The following is a 20,152-nucleotide window of genomic DNA, read 5'->3' as shown; positions in this document are numbered from 1 at the left end:
TCTCCTGCACGCCGGACCTGGACCGGCCGCTATGCTTTTGGGCATTTGCGAACCTGGATTTCGCATGCTGGAGGGAGAATCTTCGTGCGTTGGCGAAAAGCAAAAGCAAAAACACCCCCTGGAACTCCCAAGAGCGGCATGGCCGCTGCGCCCGGTCGCCTGCGTCTGGCGCTGCGCGACGCCATCGCCGCCTCCCTGGGTGCGATGCTGGCCTGGGAGCTGTCCCACTACCTGCTCGGCCACCCCAAACCCGTCTTTGCCGCCGTCACCGCCCTGGTCTGCCTGGCGCCCGGACTGCCCAGCCACCTCAAGCAGACCTGGGGTCTGGTGCTGGGCTGCGCCATCGGCATCATCGTCGGCGAACTGGCCTGGCTGCTGCCCGACACCATTCCGCTGCTGCGGCTTAGTCTGGCCTCGCTGGTCGCCCTGTCTCTGGCCGCCATGCTCGGGCAGCCGCCGGTCGTCCCGATACAGGCGGGCGTCTCCGTCGTGCTGGTGCTGAGCATGGGGCCGAGCGCCGCGGGCGAGACGCGGCTGGTTGACGTACTGGTAGGCGCCGGTGTCGGCCTGATGTTCAGCCAGGTGATCTTCACGGCCAATCCGCTGCGCGCCGTGTCGCGCTCGGCAAGCGCCTTGCTGGGCCAGCTGGCCGAGGGGCTGGAAGCCACTCTGCGCGCCACCGCCACCCACGACACGCCCGATGCCACCGTCGCGCTGGGCCAGCTCACGCGCAGCAGCGATGCGCTGAGCGCACTGCGCGCAGCCATGGTGGAGGCGCAAAGCGCCAGCCGCTGGTCCCTGCGCGGCCGCCTGGGTGGCGCGGGGCTGCAGACCATCACCGGGCGCTATGACCGCCACGCCGTGCGCCTGTATGCCAGCGCACTGCTGCTGGGCGAAAGCCTGGTGCGCGGCATGTCGCATGACAGTGGCCTCATGCCGCGCGCCATCGTGCTGCACTGTGAATGGCTGGTCGATGCCTGCCGCCAGCTGTCCGCCAACGGCAACGTGGTGGCCCTGCAGCCCGATGACGCCCTGGCCCAACTGGCCGCATCCGCTCCCCAGGCACCCGCCCAGCCGGTGCCCCAGGCCTGGCTGCCCGCGCTGGACCATGCGCAGCAGATGGAAGAGGCCCTGAAGGCGTTGATAGGCTCGCGCGACGCGTGATCAGACTGCAGCGCGCCCGCGCGGCGCTGCACCCGCACCACTGATGCGCCCGATCGCGCCGGCCAGCCACCAGCCGATGGCGCACATGGCCGCCGTCACCACCCAGGTCCACTGCCATCCGCCCGCCTGCACGGCCACGGCCGCCACCAGAGGCGGGCCTGCAAACTGCCCCACGCTGGACCATTGCTGCATGAAACCCACCGTGGTCGATACCGTGGACTCATCGGGGGCCAGCCGCACTGCCATGGAAAACAGCGTGCCCGGAATCAGCCCGCCCGCCGCCGAAAACAACACCACCGCCACAAAGCGCAGCCACAACGGCGCCAGCGGTTGCCCCTGCCATTGCAGATAGGCCAGCAGCGCACACGCCGCCATGCAGCCAAAGCCCAGGCGCAAGGCGCGCGTGGCGCTCCAGCCGCCTTGGAGCAAACGGCCCGAGGCCACATTGCCCACCATGTTGGCCAGCGCCACCACGGCCGTCAGCGTCCCCGACAATGCGGCGCCCAGGCCAGCCTCAGCATAGACCGTGGGGAGAAAGCCGATGACGGCCATCCACTGCCCTGAATACACGGCAAAGGCCACAGCCACGCACCAGGGTCCGCGGCTGCGCAGGGTCAACGCCAGGCGAGGACGCCAGCCACCGCCCGCCACCGACGCGCCAAGCTGCACCGGCCTGTCTGCCGGCACGCCACACCAGACGGCGACCCATGCGAGCGCCGAGATCAGCCCCAACAGCAACCACCATGCGGGCCAGGATGCCCAGGCCATCACCCACGGCCCCAGCAGCAAGCCGATGGCACTGCCCAACGGCATATAGGTGCCCCACCAGCCCATGCGCGCGCTCAGATCGCTTGGCGCCACGCAGCGCCGGATCAGACCCGGCCCCGGCATGGCCACCAGCAAAAAGCCCAGTCCCTCCACGGCACGCAAGGCCAGCAGCGCTGCAAACCCCGTAGCGGTGGCGCCCAGGACGCTGGCACCCGCCATCAGCAGCAGGCCTGCCAGCATGCTGCGCCGCAGCCCCCAGCGGTCTGCACCCAGACCCACCACCAGGCCCAGCACCATGCCGGCCACCTGCACGGTGGAAAGCAGAAAGCCGGCCTGCAGCAGGGACAGGCCCAATTGCTGCTGCAGCACCGGCACAGCCGGCGGCAGCTTGCCTACATGCAGAGCCGCGCTGACGCCGGCCGCCACGACGATCCATGAGGGATGCACCCCCTGCTTCGTTGTTTTCACTGGATGCTGTCTCCCGGGGGCGCATGCCATGCGCCCTGTAGCTGATGTGTGAAGTATCGAAAGCATAGGCCAAGCGGCGCCTGCAAACAGCACTCTTCTTACCCGCCGACCCGTCTGTATGGAGGCACACTGAAGGCCTGGATCAACTCCCGAGGCCTTGCGCATGCGCTCATCACTAGATTTCAGCTCCTGGTCTTCGCTGCTGTCCACGGTGTTGGGCCTGCTGCTGGTCACCTGCCTGATGATGGGCATTCGCCTGCTGTTCATGCAGACCGTGCAAAAGCGGCGCGAGCGTGAGAACCGCCAGATCAATGAACGCCTGAAGTCGCTTATCGCCGCCTACAAGACGCTGGGCGGCTCCTTCACGGGCACGCTGCATGTGAATCCCCTGCACCTGCGCGATATGCGCAGGCCCACCGCCGACGACACCGATGCACCACCGGCTTTTGGCAGCGAGCGCCAACGGCGCATTCGCGATGCGGTCGAAGCCGCGCTGTCCGATGTCATCTTGCTCGGGACGCAGGACCAGGTGCGCATGGCCGCCCAGGCGGCCCAGGACATGGTGGCAGGCCAGCCTGTCGAGACTGCGGCACTCGTCACTTCGCTGCGCGCCTTCATCCGCGAAGCGCTGGATCTGGAGCCGATCCCCGACAGCCTGCGCGTTCCCAACCAGGGTCCCACGCGTCCCGGCGGCACGGCGGGCGGGGCGCGCAAAGGTGGCGCGGAATCCGGCGCTTCAAGCAAGGGCGGTGGCGGTGGTGGCGCAGGAATGGGCGCCGCAGGCATGGGCGGCCTGGGCATGGGAGCAGGCCTTGGCGCCGGCGTTCACCATAGAGACGATGGCACGCCCCCACCATGAACACCTGCCGTGCAGGGTCGAACCGCAAACCACTGGGACGCCGGCCCGCTTGCCGGGCGAACATGCCACTCGCCAGAAACAGCCAGGCCTGCGAGGTACCAGATGGCACCCCGCAGGCCTCGCATGCCGGGCAGCAGCCGCCTGCCTGCCCGTCCTCCCCCACCAATTCCTGTCAGACCATCACCACGTCACAGCCGCAGCTTGGCCGTTGCCAGCAGCAAACCAAACCCTACCAACATGCCGCCAAAGGCCCTGTCTATCCAATGCCGCACGGCCAGCAGCCGCGCACGCACCCGCTGGGCGGAAAAGCACAGCGCCACGATGCAGAACCACGCCACATGGGCCAGCGAGATGAATCCGCCATATGCCAGCTGCGTGGCCAGCGGCGTGTCCTGTCCCACGATCTGCAGGAACAGGCTGACCACGAACACCGTGGTCTTGGGATTGAGCGCATTCGTCAGAAAGCCCGTGCGCAGTGCCGCCATGTCGGAGAGCGCGGCCACGGGCTGGCTGGGCAAATCGCCCTCCCGGGGGCTGCGCAGCATGGTCACGCCCAGATAGATCAGATAGGCTGCACCCAGCAGCTTGACCACGTCGAACAACCAGGTGGACTGCTGCATGAGCAGTCCGACCCCGAGCAAGGTATAGCCGACATGGACCAGCACCCCCAGGCCAATGCCCAGCGCCGTGAGCAGGCCCGCGCGGCGCGAGCGCAGCAGGCTGTTGCGTGTGACCATCGCGAAATCCGCCCCTGGGCTGATGACGGCCAGCAAGGTAATGGTGACTACAGCTATCCATTCGGTCATCGGTTATCCATTCGATTCAATGCAACGCGCCGGATAGTATTGGCCTTCCATGAAAATACATAACGATGTTTTCTGACACAGTTGGTGAACTCAACTCACACACCCCGAGCAAGCGGCTGCCGTCGCTGCAGGCCTTGCGCTGCTTCGAAGCGGCCGCCCGGCGGGAGAATTTCAGCAAGGCAGCAGAAGAGTTGCACCTGACCCATGGCGCCATCAGCCGGGCCGTGCGCCTGCTGGAGGACGATCTGGGCGTGACCCTGTTTGACCGCCGCAGCCGCCGCGTCTTCCTGACCGAGGCGGGCCGCCACCTGGCCCAGGCCGTGCACGAAGGCCTGGAGCGCATGCGCCAGGCCACGCAGGAGTTGCGCTCGCGCGCGCAGCAGGCGCGCCGCTGGGTGCTGTCCTGCGAGCCCACCTTGCTCATGCGCTGGCTGATCCCGCGCTGGCCCCAGTTCCAGGAACAGCACCCGGAGTTGCAGCTGCACCTGATGGCGGGCGGCGGGCCTTTCTCTTTCGCGGACGGCATCGATCTGGCCATACGGCGCGATGACTTCTCTCCGCCAGCGGGCTGTCATGCGGAGACCCTGTTTGCCGAGCGCATAGGCCCGGTCTGCCGACCCGAGCGGCTGGCGCAGTGGTGCACGCGCTCCGACAAGGGGCATGCCACCGGGCTGCGCCCGGAGGCACCCTTGCTGCAAAGCCGCACCCGCCCGGGGGCCTGGTCCACCTGGGCCGAGCACAGCGGCCAGCCGCCGCCGTCGGGATCCCAGCTGCAGTTCGACCATTTCTATTTCAGCCTGCAGGCCGCCGTGGCAGGCATGGGACTGGCCATCGGACCCTGGCAACTGGTGCGCGACGACATCGCCAACGGCGTGCTGGCAGCGCCCATGGGCTTTGTCGAGGACGGTTCGCGCTACTGCCTGCTGTCCCCCGCTCCGCCCACACCAGATGGCGTGCACGACCAATTGCTGCAGTGGCTGCGCGCCCAGGCCTGAACAGGTCTACTCCCTTTCCCTTTCCCGTGCCTGTGTCTGGACCGGTGTCCGGGCTGATGTCTGTGTCCTTATCTTCGTCTCCCAAAGCAGAAAGGCAGCCGAAGCTGCCTTTCTGTTCTTGCCAGGCCTGAACGCCAGGCCTTGCGCTTACTTGCGCTGCGGCGGCAGGTCCGTGCAGGAGCCGTGCGCCACCTCGGCCGCCATGCCCAGGCTTTCGCCCAGCGTGGGGTGGGGATGGATGGTCTTGCCGATGTCCACGGCATCGGCGCCCATTTCGATGGCCAGCGCAATCTCGCCGATCATGTCGCCCGCATGCGTGCCGACGATGCCGCCACCCAGGATGCGGCCGTGGCCGTGCGCCTCGGGGCTGTCATCGAACAGCAGCTTGGTGACGCCTTCGTCGCGGCCATTGGCAATGGCGCGGCCCGAAGCCGTCCAGGGAAACACACCCTTTTTGACCTTGATGCCCTGGGCCTTGGCCTGGTCCTCGGTCAGACCCACCCACGCCACTTCCGGGTCGGTGTAGGCCACGCTGGGGATCACGCGGGCATTGAAGGCGCTGGCAGCCAGCTCCTTGTTGCCCTGCAGTTCACCGGCGATGACTTCGGCGGCCACATGGGCCTCGTGCACGGCCTTGTGCGCCAGCATGGGCTGGCCCACCACGTCGCCGATGGCGAAGATGTGGGGCACATTGGTGCGCATCTGGATATCGACTTCGATGAAGCCGCGGTCCGTGACGGCCACGCCGGCCTTCTCGGCAGCGATCTTCTTGCCGTTGGGTGTGCGGCCCACGGCCTGCAGCACCAGGTCGTAGACCTGGGGCTCGGGCACGGTGATGCCGTCCTTGGCAGGCGCAAAGCTGACCTTGATGCCTTCGGGCGTGGCTTCGGCACCCACGGTCTTGGTGTTGACCATGATGTTGTCGAAGCGCGGCGCGTTCATCTTCTGCCAGACCTTGACCAGGTCGCGATCGGCGCCCTGCATGAGGCCATCCATCATCTCCACCACGTCCAGGCGTGCGCCCAGCGTGGAGTAGACGGTGCCCATTTCCAGGCCGATGATGCCGCCGCCCAGGATCAGCATGCGCTTGGGCACGCTGGCCAGGTCCAGCGCGCCGGTGGAGTCCACCACGCGCGGGTCCTTGGGCATGAAGGGCAGGTGCACGGCCTGGCTGCCGGCGGCAATGATGGCGCGCTTGAACTGCACGATCTTCTTGCTGCCGGTCTTTTCCTGGCCGTCGCCCGTGGTCTCTTCCACCTCAAGGTGGTTGGCGCCGACGAAGTTGCCGTAGCCGCGCACCACGGTGACCTTGCGCATCTTGGCCATCTGGCCCAGGCCGCCGGTCAGCTTGCCGATGACCTTGTCCTTGTGTCCGCGCAGCTGGTCGATGTTGACCTCGGGCGCGCCGAACTTGACGCCGGCCACCTCCAGGTGCTTGACCTCGTCCACCACGGCGGCCACGTGCAGCAGCGCCTTGGACGGGATGCAGCCCACGTTCAGGCAGACGCCGCCCAGGCTCTTGTAGCGCTCGACGATGACCACATTCAGGCCCAGATCGGCCGCACGGAAGGCTGCCGAGTAGCCGCCAGGACCGCCGCCGAGCACGACCACGTCGCAGTCGTAATCGGCCGCGCCACCAGCGTAGCTGGCTGCGGTCGGAGCGGGAGCCGATGCTGCGGGCGCTGCAGCGGCAGGGGCCGGAGCCGCCGCTGCAGGGGCCGGTGCTGCCGCCTGGGGTGCGGCGGCCGCCTCGCCAGCGGCCTCCAGCGTCAGGATCAGGCCGCCTTCGGCGATCTTGTCGCCGATCTTGACCTTGAGCTCCTTGACCACGCCGGCATGGCTGGAGGGGATCTCCATGGAGGCCTTGTCGGACTCCACGGTGATCAGGGACTGGTCCTTGGCCACGGTGTCACCGGGCTGGACCAGCAGTTCGATCACGCCCACTTCGGCGAAGTCGCCGATGTCGGGCACCTTGATGTCGATGATTGCCATGTGTCGGGCCTCCGTTTACAGCAGGATGCGGCGGTAGTCCGCCAGCACTTGGCCCAGGAAGGCATTGAAGCGCGCGGCCGAGGCACCGTCGATGACACGGTGGTCATAGGACAGCGACAGCGGCAGCGTCAGGCGCGGCACGAATTGCTTGCCATCCCACACCGGCTTCATCTGGCCCTTGGACAGGCCGAGGATGGCCACTTCGGGGGCGTTGATGATGGGGGTGAAGTTCGTGCCACCGATGCCGCCCAGCGACGAGATCGAGAAGCAGCCGCCCTGCATGTCGGCAGCGCCGAGCTTGCCGTCGCGGGCCTTCTTGGCCAGCTCGCCCATTTCCTGGCTGATCTGCAGGATGCCCTTCTTGTCGGCATCGCGCAGCACGGGGACCACCAGGCCGTTGGGCGTGTCGGCCGCAAAGCCGACGTGGAAGTACTGCTTGTAGACCAGGGTGTCGCCGTCCAGCGAGGCATTGAACTCGGGGAACTTCTTGAGGGCCGCAACCACCGCCTTGATCACGAAGGCCAGCATGGTCACCTTGACGCCGCTCTTCTCGTTCTCCTTGTTGGTGGAGACACGGAAGGCTTCCAGGTCGGTGATGTCGGCCTCGTCATTGTTGGTGACGTGCGGAATCATGACCCAGTTGCGCGACAGGTTGGCGCCGCTGATCTTCTTGATGCGCGACAGGTCCTTGCGCTCGACCGGGCCGAACTTGGAGAAGTCCACCTTGGGCCAGGGCAGCAGGTCCAGGCCTGCGCCGCCGCCGGAGCCACCCTTGGGGGCGGTCGCGGCCTGGGCCTTGGTCTGCACGGCACCCGCCATGACGGACTTGGTGAAAGCCTGGATGTCGTCGGCCGTGATGCGGCCCTTGTTGCCCGAGCCCTTGACCTCGTCCAGCGGCACACCCAGCTCGCGGGCGAACTTGCGTACCGAGGGCGATGCATGGGGCAGCTTGCCCGTGGGCGCCACGGTCGGGTTGTGCGCAGGTGCAGCGGCGGGAGCCGATGCTGCAGCGGCAGACACCGGAGCTGCAGCGGCCGGGGCAGCAGTTGCCGGTGCAGGGGCTGCTGCAGCAGGTGCCGGGGCCGCAGCCTGGGCTGCAGGCGCGGCAGCGCCCTGCACGCTCATCTGGCCGACCACGTCGCCCACGTTGACCGTGTCACCGATCTTGAGCGTCAGCGCCGTGATGGTGCCGGCCGCTGGCGACGGGATTTCCATCGAGGCCTTGTCGGATTCGACGGTGAACAGCGATTGCTCGGCCGTCACGGTGTCGCCGACCTTGACCAGCATCTCGATCACGGCCACGTCCTTGAAGTCGCCAATGTCGGGAATCTTGATGTCGATCTGCGTGGCGGCGCCCGAGGCCGCAGGCGCGGCAGCGGGAGCAGCGGCCGGTGCAGGCGCAGCCACCGGGGCTGCAGCGGCGGGGGCCGGTGCGGCGGCTGCAGGTGCCGGGGCAGCGGCTTCCGCCGACTCGACCACGGCAATGATGCTGCCCTGCTTGACCTTGTCGCCCATGTTGACGCGCAGCTCCTTGAGCACGCCGGCGTGGCTGGAGGGGATCTCCATGGAGGCCTTGTCGGACTCCACGGTGATCAGCGATTGCTCGGCCTTGATCTGATCGCCGGCCTTGACCAGCACTTCGATCACAGCAACTTCGTCGAAATCACCGATATCGGGGACTTGAATTTCTACCAATGCCATATGTGTCTCCCGTTCTTACTCAAGCGTGCAGCGGGTTGATCTTGTCGGCCTTGATGCCGTACTTGGCGATCGCTTCGGCCACGGTGGTGGCGTTGATCTTGCCTTCTTCGGCCAGCGCGCGCAGTGCGGCAACCACGATGTAGTGGCGATCCACTTCGAAGTGCTCGCGCAGCTTGCGGCGGAAGTCCGAGCGGCCGAAGCCGTCGGTGCCCAGCACCTTGTAGGTGCGGCCCTTGGGCATGTAGGGGCGGATCTGCTCGGCGTAGGCCTTCATGTAGTCGGTGGATGCGATCACCGGGCCATTGTGCGACTGCAGCTGCTGCGTGACGAAGGGCACCTTCTGGGTGTCCAGCGGATGCAGCAGGTTCCAGCGGTCGGCGTCCTGGCCGTCGCGGGTGAGCTCGTTGAAGCTCGGGCAGCTCCACACGTCGGCGGCAATGCCCCAGTCGGCCAGCAGCAGTTCCTGGGCGAAGAAGGATTCGCGCAGGATGGTGCCCGAACCCAGCAGTTGCACGCGCAGGCCGCTTTCCGGCACCTTCTGGCCGGGCTTGCACAGGTACATGCCCTTGATGATCTGCTGCTCGGTGCCGGGCGTGAGGCCGGGCATGGCGTAGTTCTCGTTGAGCAGCGTGATGTAGTAGAAGACGTTTTCCTGGTTCTGCACCATGCGGCGCAGGCCGTCCTGCATGATCACGGCGACTTCGTGGGCGAAGGTCGGGTCGTAGCTCACGCAGTTGGGAATGGTGTTGGCCAGGATGTGGCTGTGGCCGTCTTCGTGCTGCAGGCCTTCGCCGTTCAGCGTGGTGCGGCCCGAAGTGCCGCCCAGCAGGAAACCGCGCGCCTGCATGTCTCCGGCCGCCCAGGCCAGGTCACCGATGCGCTGGAAGCCGAACATCGAGTAGTACACGTAGAACGGGATCATGATCCGGTTGCTCGTGCTGTAGCTCGTGGCTGCCGCGATCCAGCTGCTCATGCCGCCGGCTTCGTTGATGCCTTCCTGCAGGATCTGGCCGGCCTTGTCCTCGCGGTAGTACATCACCTGGTCCTTGTCGACCGGGGTGTACTGCTGTCCAGCGGGGTTGTAGATGCCGATCTGGCGGAACAGGCCTTCCATGCCGAAGGTACGGGCCTCGTCCACCAGGATGGGCACGACGCGCGGACCGATTTCCTTGTCGCGCAGCAGCTGCGTGAGGAAGCGCACATAGGCCTGGGTGGTCGAGATCTCACGGCCTTCGGGCGTGGCTTCAAGGATGGCCTTGAAGGTATCCAGCGCAGGCGCCGTGAATTGCTCGCTGGCCTTCACGCGGCGGTGCGGCAGGTAGCCGCCCAGGGCCTTGCGGCGCTCGTGCAGGTAGCGCATTTCCGGGGTGTCGTCGGCCGGCTTGTAGAAAGGCAGGTCGGCGATCTGGCTGTCGGGAATGGGAATGTTGAAACGGTCGCGGAAGGCCTTGATGTCCTCGTCGCCCAGCTTCTTGGTCTGGTGAACGGTGTTCTTGCCTTCACCGATCTTGCCCATGCCGAAGCCCTTGACGGTCTTGACCAGCAGCACGGTGGGCTGCCCCTTGTGCGAATTGGCGGCGTGGAAGGCCGCATACACCTTCTGCGAATCGTGGCCGCCGCGGCGCAGGTTCCAGATCTCGTCGTCGCTCATGTGCTCGACCATCTTCAGCGCGCGCGGATCGCGGCCGAAGAAGTTCTTGCGCACGTAGGCGCCGTCATTGGCCTTGAACGACTGGTAGTCGCCGTCGTTGCACTCGGCCATGATCTTCTTGAGCACGCCGTCCTTGTCCTTGGCCAGCAGCTCGTCCCAGCCCTTGCCCCACAGCAGCTTGATGACGTTCCAGCCGGAGCCGCGGAACTCGCCTTCGAGTTCCTGGATGATCTTGCCGTTGCCGCGCACCGGGCCGTCCAGGCGCTGCAGGTTGCAGTTGATCACGAAGATCAGGTTGTCCAGCTTTTCGCGGGCGGCCAGCGAGATTGCGCCCAGCGACTCGACCTCGTCCATTTCGCCGTCGCCGCAGAACACCCAGACCTTGCGGCTTTCGGTGTCGGCAATGCCGCGGGCATGCAGGTACTTGAGGAAGCGCGCCTGGTAGATGGCCATCAGCGGGCCCAGGCCCATGGACACCGTGGGGAACTGCCAGAACTCGGGCATCAGCTTGGGGTGCGGATAGCTGGACAGGCCCTTGCCGTCCACTTCCTGACGGAAGTTCAGCAGCTGCTCTTCGGAGATGCGGCCTTCCAGGTAGGCGCGGGCATAGATGCCGGGCGAGACGTGGCCCTGGATGTACAGGCAGTCGCCGCCGTGGTTCTCGTTTTCGGCGTGCCAGAAATGGTTGAAGCCGGCCGCGAACATGTTGGCCAGCGAAGCGAAGGAGCCGATGTGGCCGCCCAGGTCACCGCCTTCGGGCGGGTGCAGGCGGTTGGCCTTGACCACCATGGCCATGGCATTCCAGCGCATGTAGGCGCGCAGACGGCCTTCGATTTCCAGGTTGCCGGGACAGCGGGCTTCCTGCGAGGTCTCGATGGTGTTCACATAGCCGGTGTTGGCCGAGAAAGGCATGTCCACGCTGTTCTGGCGTGCGTGTTCGAGCAGGTCCTCGATCAGCTTGTGCGCGTATTCGGCGCCTTCACGGTCGATGACGGCCGACAGGGCGTCCATCCATTCGCGCGATTCTTGTTGGTCCAGGCCGGCGGGAACGCCTGCATTGCCTTGCGGGTCAGTCTGAGCTGTCATGGGAATGTCTCCTTGCAGAAGGTAGCGTCTTGGGGTCGAACCAGTGAGCGGCGCAGCGCGCCAACGCAGGCGGGTAGTTCACCACGCCTTGCGCGGCACAGACCCTGTCTGGCGAACTTGAAAATACCGATTCACTGCCTCAATGCTCGGCGAGTGTCGCATACTTTTTTCGAATTTCAAATGGTGCTTTTTGATTTCATAATTTGAAATTTTGCTGCAAACGCACATACAGTGAAGACCCCAAAGAACGTCGCCGAAGCGCCTCCGTGGCGACTCCAATACTCCTTAAAAACAGTCAGACTCTCCCCTACACTGGGCGCATGCAATCCTCCCCTTCCGAGCACGGCACGCACAGCCCTGCCCCCATGGCAGGCGTGGCCGCGCCAGTGCGCTGGTGGCGCAGCTGGTGGCGCAGTCTTTCCCCCACGCGCCAGGACCGCTTCGCGGCGCTCGCCCCCCTCGCGGCCGTACTGATGTTCATGGCGGCCATCGTGGCCTCCTTCTGGTACCTGCGCATGGAGGAGATCGACCGCGAGAAGGAAGCGCTGCACCGCGACGTGGAATATGCCCAGCAACGCGTGCGCCTGCGCCTGCTGGAGCGCCAGGAGCAACTGATGCGCATGGCGCGCGACATCGGCAACCACGACCTGGGCGAGTCCGACTTCGCCAGCCGCGCCGAAGCACTCATCAGCCAGTACCCGGAACTGCAGTCCATCACCTGGATCGATGCACAGCGGCGCATCCTGGCCAGCCAGTCCGCCCCCACCGTCAGCAGCGAGCAGCTGCGCATCCCGCGTGAAGTGCTGCGCGCCGGAGACGCGCTGGAGGCCTACCAGCTCGCGCGCGAGATGCAGCAACCCATCTACGTGCAGGGACTGGCCCACAAGGGGGAAGCCGCGCCGCTGCTGCAACTGCATGTGCCGCTGGCACAGGACGGCCGCTACATCGGCGAGCTGCTGGGCGAGTACTCCATCGACAGCCTGCTGCGCTATGGAACGCCCACCGAAATCATGGCCCGCTACGCCATGACCATGCTCGACAGCCGGGGCCAGGTGCTGGCCGGCACGCCGCTGACGCCGCGCAAGCAGACCGCCACCGAACTGCTGCGCTGGCGCACCGTTGCCAACGAGGACGAGGCACCCGTCGCCCCCGTCGGCAACAGCCTGGTGCTGCGTGCCCAGGCCTATCGCACCTCGCTGGGCGTGGTCGGCAGCGGCCTGTTCTGGCTTGTGGGCACGCTCAGTGCGATGACGGCATGGCTGCTGCTGGCCACCTGGCGCCACACGCGCCGCCGCCAGCGCGCCCAGGAGGCCCTGGTCGCGGAAACCAACTTCCGCCGCGCCATGGAAAACTCCGTGCTCACCGGCATGCGCGCGCTGGACCTGCAAGGCCGCATCACCTATGTGAATGCCGCCTTCTGCCAGATGACGGGCTGGAGCGAGTCAGAGCTGGTAGGCCAGATGCCGCCCTACTCCTACTGGCCCGACAACGACTACGACAACCTGCACTCCAAGCTGCGCGAAGAGCTTTCGGGCAAGACCATCGTCGGCGGTTTTCAGGTGCGCGTGCAGCGCAAGAACGGCACGCAGTTCGATGCGCGCCTGTATGTCTCGCCGCTGATCGACGCCCATGGCCAGCACACGGGCTGGATGTCGTCCATGACCGACATCACCGAGCCCAACCGCATCCGCGAGCAACTGTCGGCCTCCTATGAGCGCTTCACCATCGTGCTGGAGGCGTTGGACGCCTCGGTGTCCGTCGCCCCCCTGGGCAGCGCCGAGCTGCTGTTCGCCAACAAGCTGTACCGGCAATGGTTTGGCTCACAGACCGACGGCCACCTGCAGCTCGTCGCCCAGGCCGGCGTGCTGCCCGTGCGCTCGCAGCCGCAAGGCATGGACGACGAGGACGGCCTCATGGGCCTGCCCACCGACTCGCTGACCAGCGCACGCAGCGAAAACGCCGAGATCTACCTGCCCGAACTGGGCAAGTGGCTGGAAGTGCGATCGCGCTATCTGAGCTGGGTGGACGGCCGCCTGGCCCAGATGGTGATCGCCACCGACATCACGCCGCGCCGCCTGGCCGAGGAGCAGGCTGATCGCCAGGCCGAGCACGCCCAGTCCGTCAGCCGCCTGATCACCATGGGCGAGATGGCCTCCAGCGTCGCCCATGAGCTCAACCAGCCGCTGACCGCCATCAGCAACTACTGCAGCGGCATGCTCACCCGGCTCGAAAAGGGCACGCTGACCGAAGAGCAGATGAAGTTCGCGCTGGAGAAAACCGCCCACCAGGCGCAGCGCGCGGGGCAGATCATTTTGCGCATACGCTCCTTCGTCAAGCGCAGCGAGCCCAACCGCACCCTGGCCCAGGTCACCGACATGGTCAGCGAGGCCGTGGAGCTGGCCGGGATCGAGCTGCGCCGCCGCAATGTGCAGCTGACCTACCACGTGGCCGAGCGCATGCCGGCCATCATGGCCGACACCATCCTCATCGAGCAGGTGCTGGTCAACCTCATGAAGAACGGCGCCGAATCCATCGAGCAATCGGGCCGCCCCAGCCACCAGCGCAATGTGGAACTGCGCGTGGTGCCACGCACCATCGAGGACCAGCGCGTCATCGAATTCAACGTGCAGGACACCGGCAAGGGCCTGCCGCCGGAGGTGCTGGAACGCCTCTTCGAGGCCTTCTTCACCACCAAGAGCGAAGGCATGGGCATGGGGCTGAATCTGTGCCGCAGCATTGTCGAGTCCCACCAGGGCCGGATGCGTGCCGAGAACCTCTACAATGGTTCCGAGGTTGTCGGCTGCCGGTTTTCATTCTGGCTGCCGCTGGCCCCGCCGGGCGACGCGACAACGCCGGCAGCGACCATTGAACCCACAACAAGGACGATTGCATGAGCTTGATCCCGAAAAAAGGCACTGTGTACGTAGTTGATGACGACGAAGCGGTTCGTGATTCGTTGCAATGGTTGTTGGAGGGCAAGGACTATCGTGTGCGCTGCTTCGACTCGGCCGAGACCTTCCTCTCGCGCTACGACCCACGCGAGATCGCCTGCCTCATCGTCGACATCCGCATGGGCGGCATGACGGGCCTGGAACTGCAGGACCGCCTGATCGAACGCAAGTCCCCCCTTCCCATCGTCTTCATCACCGGCCACGGCGACGTGCCCATGGCGGTGAACACCATGAAGAAGGGCGCACTGGACTTCATCCAGAAGCCGTTCAACGAAGAGGAACTGCTGAACCTGGTCGAGCGCATGCTGGACCATGCCCGCGAAGCCTTTGCCGGCCACCAGCAGGCCGCCAGCCGCGATGCGCTGTTGGCCAAGCTGACCAGCCGTGAAGCCCAAGTGCTGGAGCGCATCGTCGCCGGCCGGCTGAACAAGCAGATCGCCGACGATCTTGGCATCAGCATCAAGACGGTGGAGGCGCACCGCGCCAACATCATGGAAAAGCTCAACGCAAACACCGTGGCCGATCTGCTCAAGATCGCCCTGGGCCAGGGCCAGACCGCTGCAGCGGCCAAGGCAGCCGTCGCCGGATAAGCCAAGACACCACCGCTTTTTTTCAAAGAGCTGCTAGCGCTTGATCAACAAGCCCTAGCAGCATTTTTATTGGTATTCACTGCAATGACAGCCCAACTCATCGACGGCAACGCCCTCTCCCGCCAACTGCGTGCCGAAGTCGCCCAGCGCGCCACCGCCCTGAAGGCCCGCGGCACCACGCCCGGCCTGGCCGTGGTCCTGGTCGGCGACAACCCTGCCTCCCAAGTCTATGTGCGCAACAAGGTCAAGGCCTGCGAGGACGCGGGCTTTCATTCGGTGCTGGAGAAGTACGATGCCTCGATGACCGAGGCCGAACTGCTGGCCCGCGTCGAGGCGCTGAACAACGACCCCAGCATCCACGGCATCCTGGTCCAGCTGCCGCTGCCCGCACACATCGACGACCACAAGGTCATCGAGACCATTTCGCCGCTCAAGGACGTGGATGGCTTTCACGTGGCCAGTGCAGGCGCGCTGATGGTGGGCGAGGTCGGCTTCAAGGCCTGCACCCCCTACGGCTGCATGAAGATGCTCGAATCCATCGGCATGAAGGACCTGCGCGGCAAGCACGCCGTGGTCATCGGCCGCTCCAACATCGTCGGCAAGCCCATGGCCATGATGCTGCTGGCCGCCAATGCCACCGTCACCATCTGCCACAGCGGCACGGCCGATCTTGCCGCCATGACGCGCCAGGCCGACATCGTGGTCGCCGCCGTGGGCAAGCGCAACGTGCTGACGGCCGACATGTGCAAGCCCGGTGCCGTGGTCATCGACGTGGGCATGAATCGCAACGACGAAGGCAAGCTCTGCGGCGACGTGGACTTTGACGGCGTCAAGGAAGTGGCCGGCTTCATCACGCCCGTACCCGGCGGTGTCGGCCCCATGACGATTACCATGCTGCTGGTCAACACCATGGAGGCGGCCGAGCGCGCCGCCGGCTGACCAGGAGCTGACAAGCATCGGGCGGCTCCCTGGAGAGCCGCTTGATTTCAATGCACCCGACGGCATCTGACACGCATGAGCAATCCCCTCCTCGAATCCCCCGACCTGCCCCTGTTCGATCGCATACGCCCTGCCGATGTCGGCCCGGCCATCGATATCCTGCTGACCGGGGCCGCAGAGGCCCTGGAGACCGTCACGGCACCCGACTTTCCGGCGCGCTGGGATTCGATCTCGGCCGTGCTCGATGTCGCCACCGAGAAGCTGGGAACGGCCTGGGGCGCCGTCAGCCACCTCAACAGCGTGGCCGATACGCCCGAGCTGCGCGCCGCCTACAACGAGTCCCTGCCCAAGGTCACCGAATTCTGGACGCGTCTGGGTGCCGACGAGCGCCTGTACGCCAAGTACAAGGCCATTGACCCCGCCACGCTCAATGTCGAGCAGCGTGCGGCCTGGGACCATGCCATGCGCAACTTCGTGCTCTCCGGCGCCGAGCTGCGGGGCGAGGACAAGCTGCGCTTTGCCAAGATCCAGGAACGCTCGGCCGAACTGACGCAGAAGTTCAGCGAGAACGCGCTCGACGCCACCGATGCATTCGCCTACTACGCCACGGCCGAGGAGCTGGACGGCGTGCCGCAGGATGTGCGCCAGGCAGCCCGCTCCGCCGCCGAGGCCGAAGGCAAGCAAGGCTTCAAGCTCACGTTGAAGATGCCCTGCTATCTGCCCGTGATGCAGTTTGCGGCCAGCAGTGCGCTGCGCGAGAAGCTCTACCGCGCCTATGTGACACGCGCCTCCGACCAGGCCGAGGGCGATGCCATCCGCTTCGACAACACGGCCAACATCTCGGAGATCCTGGCCCTGCGCAAGGAAGAGGCGCAGTTGCTGGGTTACCGCAATTTCGGCGAGATTTCGCTGGTTCCCAAGATGGCGCATTCGCCACAGCAGGTGATCGACTTTCTGCGCGATCTCGCGCACCGGGCCCGCCCCTATGCCGAGAAGGATGTCGCCGACCTGCGCGCCTTCGCACGCGATGAACTGGGCCTGGCCGATCCCCAGCCCTGGGACTGGGCCTATGTCTCCGAAAAGCTCAAGGAGGCACGCTATGCCTTCAGCGAGCAGGAGGTCAAGCAGTACTTCCCTGCGCCCAAGGTGCTGGCCGGCCTGTTCAAGATCGTCGAGACGCTGTTCGACGTGGCCATCCGCCGCGACGCGGCGCCGGTCTGGAATCCCGCCGTCGAGTTCTACCGCATCGAGCGCAGCACGCCGCAAGGCCCCGAGCTGGTCGGCCAGTTCTACCTGGACCAGCCGGCGCGATCGGGCAAGCGTGGCGGCGCCTGGATGGACGATGTGCGTACCCGCTGGCTGCGCCCTGACAACCACAGGCTGCAGACGCCGGTCGCTCACCTGGTCTGCAACTTTGCCACCGGCGTTGACGGCAAGCCGGCCCTGCTCACGCACGATGACGTGATCACGCTGTTCCATGAAACCGGCCACGGCCTGCACCACATGCTGACCCAGGTCAACGAGCGCGACGTCTCGGGCATCGCGGGCGTGGAATGGGATGCCGTGGAGCTGCCAAGCCAGTTCATGGAGAACTTCTGCTGGGAATGGGAAGTGCTCAAGCACATGACCGCCCACGTGGACAGCGGCGAGCCGCTGCCGCGCGCCCTGTACGACAAGATGATCGCAGCCAAGAACTTCCAGTCGGGCATGCAGACGCTGCGCCAGATCGAGTTCTCGCTGTTCGACATGCTGCTGCATACCGAGCACGATCCGAAGGCAGACATCATGCCGCTGCTGGCCCGCGTGCGCGCCGAGGTGGCCGTGCTGCCGTCGCCCCCTTACAGCCGCTCGGCCCACACCTTCAGCCACATCTTTGCAGGCGGCTATGCAGCCGGCTACTACAGCTACAAGTGGGCTGAAGTCCTCTCGGCAGATGCCTATGCGGCCTTCGAGGAAACCATGCTGGCCGATGGAACCCCCAACCCCGAGACAGGCCGCCGCTACCGTGAGGCGATTCTGGAGGCCGGGGGGGCCCGCCCGGCCATGGAGTCGTTCAAGGCCTTCCGTGGCCGCGAACCCCAGCTGGATGCGCTGTTGCGCCACCAGGGCATGGCCCAGGCCTGAGAGCCCGGCCCCAGGTCTGCAGCGCCCCGACGGGGCGCTTTTTCCTGGCCCGGCCACCCCATCGGATGCGCGCAGCCACATCCTGTGGCTCCAGAAGATGGCCCAGGATGAATGGCACGCTATGCTTGCAGGCACTCCTGTGCGGGCATCCATCCGACGAGTGGTGGCCCCCGGCACGAAACCCTTCTTCCGAAACCGAGATCGTCCATGCAGTCTTCTACCAGCCTTGGCCGCGGCGCCCTGCGCCACCTGATGCCATGCCTCGCCCTCGCCTGCCTTGCCGCCGCACTGCCGGCCGGTGCGCAGCAGGTGTACCGCATCGTCGGCCCCGATGGAAAAGTCACTTTCTCGGACCGCCCGGCCCAAAGCGCCCAGCAGCAGGCAGCGCCTGCCGCCCCTGCGGCCCCGTCAGTCGCGGGCACCGCTGACAGCAATGCCAACCTGCCCTATGCGCTGCGCCAGATCGCCGGCCGCTTTCCGGTGACGCTGTACACCTCGCCCGACTGCGCGCCCTGCGACAGCGCGCGCCAGTTGCTCCAGTCCAGAGGCATTCCCTATGCCGAACGCCTGGTGCAGACCGAGGCGGACGCCGCTGCCATGCAAAAGCTCAGCGGCCAGAACAGCCTGCCGTTTGCCACCGTTGGCAAGCAGTTCCTGAGCGGCTTCTCGTCCAGCGAATGGACCCAATACCTGGATGCCGCAGGCTATCCTGCGACCTCGCAACTGCCGGCCCAGTACAAGCGGCCATCGGCACAGCCATTGACCACGCCTACGCCCGCTGCATCGGCGACGGCATCGGCGCCCGCAGCAGCACCCGCCGCTGCCGAGGACCCGGGCAGCCGGCGCACCCCCATGCCCGCCCCAACGCCTGGTGCACGCACCAACGACAACCCCGCAGGCCTGAGCTTCTAGGCAAGCGCCTGCCGCAATCAGGAGCCCGACAGTGGATTCCATGCTGTCCGATGTGGTCTGGACCATGGCAAGGCTTGCCACGCTTGCCGGCTTGCCCGCGCTCATCGCGTGGACCCTGGTTGCAAGGCCTTCATGGCGCGAGCCTTTCAGGCTGGCCAGCCTGGCGCTGGTGCCTTGCCTGATCACGCTGTGGTTCATGCATGACGGAGGCCTGGGCAATGGCCTCAACCGCCTGGCCTACTACATGACGACGGCTGGCTTCTTTGCCATCTACGCCGGGCTGGCGGCCATCACCTGGCTCATTCAGCACATAAAAAAACAGCGCGCGCAAGCCTCGTTGCGCGCGCTGTGCCTGGGTGCATTGGCCCTGCTCGCGTGGATCACAGGCGCCGTGGCGTTCGAGAGCCTCGGCTAGCCGAGGCCGGAAGGTCTTCGCTCAATAGTTGAGCGTCTGCACGCCCTCGGGCGTGCCCAGCAGGCAGACCGATGCCTTCTGGTGCGCAAACACTCCCACGGTCACCACGCCAGGCCATTGGTTGACGTCGGACTCGAAGGCCAGAGGCTCTGCGATCTTCAGGCCGCGCACATCAAGAATGTGCTGGCCGTTGTCCGTCACCAGGGGCGCGCCGTCCTTCATGCGGATCTCGGCGCAGCCACCCATGGCCTTGAAGCGGTTCGCAATCTGGGCAGCCGCCATGGGAATCACCTCCACAGGCAGCGGAAAGTCTCCGAGTACCTCGACGCGCTTGGAGGCATCGGCAATGCAGACAAAGCGCTCGGCCAGCGCAGCGACGATCTTCTCGCGCGTCAGTGCGGCGCCACCGCCCTTGACCATGTAGCCGCGGCCGTCGATCTCGTCGGCTCCGTCGATGTAGACCGACAGGCTGGCGACTTCGTTGGCATCCAGCACCTTGATGCCCAGCGCCTTCAGGCGCTCGGTGCTTGCCACGGAACTGGACACGGCGCCCGGGATCTGGTCCTTGATGGTGGCCAGTGCATCGATGAACTTGTTGACCGTGGAGCCGGTGCCAACGCCGACGATTTCGCCGGGCACCACATAGGCCAGAGCGGCTTGCCCGACCAGGGCTTTGAGTTCATCTTGGGAAAAAGAGGCAGCAGATGTCGTCATGAGGGAAAATCCAGGTA

15 protein-coding genes are annotated in these 20,152 nt (G+C 66.0%); 9 read left to right on the top strand and 6 right to left on the bottom strand.

Annotated features, from left to right (window positions below; translation table 11 throughout):
- Positions 1-138 precede the first annotated feature (138 nt).
- A complete protein-coding gene (locus IB269_RS07245) occupies positions 139-1,164 on the top strand; it encodes an FUSC family protein (protein WP_012205798.1) in 1,026 nt (341 codons plus the stop codon).
- Here the strand turns inward: IB269_RS07245 and IB269_RS07240 are convergent, their stop codons facing one another.
- Positions 1,165-2,430: a CynX/NimT family MFS transporter gene (locus IB269_RS07240; RefSeq protein ID WP_192366765.1), complete on the bottom strand. Its 1,266-nt coding sequence runs from the start codon at positions 2,428-2,430 to the stop codon at positions 1,165-1,167.
- A 133-nt stretch (positions 2,431-2,563) separates the two neighbouring features.
- Here IB269_RS07240 and IB269_RS07235 point away from each other — a divergent pair, with 133 nt between their 5' ends.
- Positions 2,564-3,259, top strand: coding sequence for a hypothetical protein (locus IB269_RS07235; RefSeq protein WP_192366764.1), 696 nt, complete (start codon positions 2,564-2,566; stop codon positions 3,257-3,259).
- A 188-nt stretch (positions 3,260-3,447) separates the two neighbouring features.
- On the opposite strand, the gene IB269_RS07230 is transcribed toward IB269_RS07235, so the two are convergent.
- Entirely contained in the window at positions 3,448-4,065 is a 618-nt protein-coding gene (locus IB269_RS07230; protein ID WP_192366763.1) for a LysE family translocator, read from the bottom strand.
- Positions 4,066-4,130: 65 nt separating this feature from the next.
- On the opposite strand from IB269_RS07230, the gene IB269_RS07225 reads away from it, so the two are divergent.
- A complete protein-coding gene (locus IB269_RS07225) occupies positions 4,131-5,060 on the top strand; it encodes a LysR family transcriptional regulator (protein ID WP_192366762.1) in 930 nt (309 codons plus the stop codon).
- A gap of 147 nt (positions 5,061-5,207) precedes the next feature.
- Here the strand turns inward: IB269_RS07225 and lpdA are convergent, their stop codons facing one another.
- The 3 genes from lpdA to aceE are packed head-to-tail and all read right to left on the bottom strand — an operon-like array spanning position 5,208 to position 11,490.
- Positions 5,208-7,052, bottom strand: coding sequence for a dihydrolipoyl dehydrogenase (lpdA, locus tag IB269_RS07220; RefSeq protein WP_099733502.1), 1,845 nt, complete (start codon positions 7,050-7,052; stop codon positions 5,208-5,210).
- A gap of 15 nt (positions 7,053-7,067) precedes the next feature.
- On the bottom strand, positions 7,068-8,753 hold the full coding sequence (aceF, locus tag IB269_RS07215) for a dihydrolipoyllysine-residue acetyltransferase (RefSeq protein ID WP_192366761.1): 1,686 nt from the start codon (positions 8,751-8,753) through the stop codon (positions 7,068-7,070).
- 19 nt (positions 8,754-8,772) lie between these two features.
- Positions 8,773-11,490: a pyruvate dehydrogenase (acetyl-transferring), homodimeric type gene (aceE, locus tag IB269_RS07210; protein WP_013802222.1), complete on the bottom strand. Its 2,718-nt coding sequence runs from the start codon at positions 11,488-11,490 to the stop codon at positions 8,773-8,775.
- A 320-nt stretch (positions 11,491-11,810) separates the two neighbouring features.
- On the opposite strand from aceE, the gene IB269_RS07205 reads away from it, so the two are divergent.
- The 6 genes from IB269_RS07205 (at position 11,811) to IB269_RS07180 (ending at position 19,421) form a co-directional block, all read left to right on the top strand.
- Positions 11,811-14,384, top strand: coding sequence for a PAS domain-containing sensor histidine kinase (locus tag IB269_RS07205; protein ID WP_012205806.1), 2,574 nt, complete (start codon positions 11,811-11,813; stop codon positions 14,382-14,384).
- Positions 14,381-15,031 (top strand): response regulator transcription factor, encoded by a 651-nt coding sequence (locus tag IB269_RS07200; protein WP_012205807.1) that lies wholly within the window; start codon positions 14,381-14,383, stop codon positions 15,029-15,031. Before IB269_RS07205 ends, IB269_RS07200 begins: the two co-directional genes overlap by 4 nt.
- Before the next feature lie 84 nt (positions 15,032-15,115).
- Positions 15,116-15,970 (top strand): bifunctional methylenetetrahydrofolate dehydrogenase/methenyltetrahydrofolate cyclohydrolase FolD, encoded by an 855-nt coding sequence (gene folD / locus IB269_RS07195; protein WP_012205808.1) that lies wholly within the window; start codon positions 15,116-15,118, stop codon positions 15,968-15,970.
- Positions 15,971-16,045: 75 nt separating this feature from the next.
- Positions 16,046-18,094 (top strand): M3 family metallopeptidase, encoded by a 2,049-nt coding sequence (locus IB269_RS07190; RefSeq protein WP_192366760.1) that lies wholly within the window; start codon positions 16,046-16,048, stop codon positions 18,092-18,094.
- A 207-nt stretch (positions 18,095-18,301) separates the two neighbouring features.
- Positions 18,302-19,006, top strand: a complete 705-nt coding sequence (locus IB269_RS07185; RefSeq protein WP_192366759.1) for a glutaredoxin family protein — start codon at positions 18,302-18,304, stop codon at positions 19,004-19,006.
- A gap of 40 nt (positions 19,007-19,046) precedes the next feature.
- Positions 19,047-19,421 carry a hypothetical protein gene (locus IB269_RS07180; RefSeq protein ID WP_225614057.1) on the top strand — a complete coding sequence of 125 codons (375 nt, stop codon included), beginning with the start codon at positions 19,047-19,049 and terminating at the stop codon, positions 19,419-19,421.
- A gap of 21 nt (positions 19,422-19,442) precedes the next feature.
- Here the strand turns inward: IB269_RS07180 and rpiA are convergent, their stop codons facing one another.
- Complete coding sequence (gene rpiA / locus IB269_RS07175) at positions 19,443-20,135, bottom strand: ribose-5-phosphate isomerase RpiA (protein WP_192366757.1); 693 nt, start codon at positions 20,133-20,135, stop codon at positions 19,443-19,445.
- Positions 20,136-20,152 lie beyond the last annotated feature (17 nt).

Origin of the sequence: Delftia sp. DLF01 (assembly GCF_014852125.1) — a bacterium.
Taxonomy (GTDB): Bacteria; Pseudomonadota; Gammaproteobacteria; order Burkholderiales; family Burkholderiaceae_C; genus Comamonas; species Comamonas acidovorans.
The sequence above is the reverse complement of the archived record's forward strand: the minus strand, read 5'-3'. Positions and strand labels throughout refer to the sequence as shown.

What these genes read in the sequence shown, in the direction of transcription:
- IB269_RS07245 (WP_012205798.1), top strand. Translation starts at nt 139, where the DNA reads ATGGCCGCTGCGCCCGGTCGCCTGCGTCTGGCGCTGCGCGACGCCATC.
- IB269_RS07240 (WP_192366765.1), bottom strand. Translation starts at nt 2,430, where the DNA reads ATGGCATGCGCCCCCGGGAGACAGCATCCAGTGAAAACAACGAAGCAG.
- IB269_RS07235 (WP_192366764.1), top strand. Translation starts at nt 2,564, where the DNA reads ATGCGCTCATCACTAGATTTCAGCTCCTGGTCTTCGCTGCTGTCCACG.
- IB269_RS07230 (WP_192366763.1), bottom strand. Translation starts at nt 4,065, where the DNA reads ATGACCGAATGGATAGCTGTAGTCACCATTACCTTGCTGGCCGTCATC.
- IB269_RS07225 (WP_192366762.1), top strand. Translation starts at nt 4,131, where the DNA reads ATGTTTTCTGACACAGTTGGTGAACTCAACTCACACACCCCGAGCAAG.
- lpdA (WP_099733502.1), bottom strand. Translation starts at nt 7,052, where the DNA reads ATGGCAATCATCGACATCAAGGTGCCCGACATCGGCGACTTCGCCGAA.
- aceF (WP_192366761.1), bottom strand. Translation starts at nt 8,753, where the DNA reads ATGGCATTGGTAGAAATTCAAGTCCCCGATATCGGTGATTTCGACGAA.
- aceE (WP_013802222.1), bottom strand. Translation starts at nt 11,490, where the DNA reads ATGACAGCTCAGACTGACCCGCAAGGCAATGCAGGCGTTCCCGCCGGC.
- IB269_RS07205 (WP_012205806.1), top strand. Translation starts at nt 11,811, where the DNA reads ATGCAATCCTCCCCTTCCGAGCACGGCACGCACAGCCCTGCCCCCATG.
- IB269_RS07200 (WP_012205807.1), top strand. Translation starts at nt 14,381, where the DNA reads ATGAGCTTGATCCCGAAAAAAGGCACTGTGTACGTAGTTGATGACGAC.
- folD (WP_012205808.1), top strand. Translation starts at nt 15,116, where the DNA reads ATGACAGCCCAACTCATCGACGGCAACGCCCTCTCCCGCCAACTGCGT.
- IB269_RS07190 (WP_192366760.1), top strand. Translation starts at nt 16,046, where the DNA reads ATGAGCAATCCCCTCCTCGAATCCCCCGACCTGCCCCTGTTCGATCGC.
- IB269_RS07185 (WP_192366759.1), top strand. Translation starts at nt 18,302, where the DNA reads ATGCAGTCTTCTACCAGCCTTGGCCGCGGCGCCCTGCGCCACCTGATG.
- IB269_RS07180 (WP_225614057.1), top strand. Translation starts at nt 19,047, where the DNA reads ATGCTGTCCGATGTGGTCTGGACCATGGCAAGGCTTGCCACGCTTGCC.
- rpiA (WP_192366757.1), bottom strand. Translation starts at nt 20,135, where the DNA reads ATGACGACATCTGCTGCCTCTTTTTCCCAAGATGAACTCAAAGCCCTG.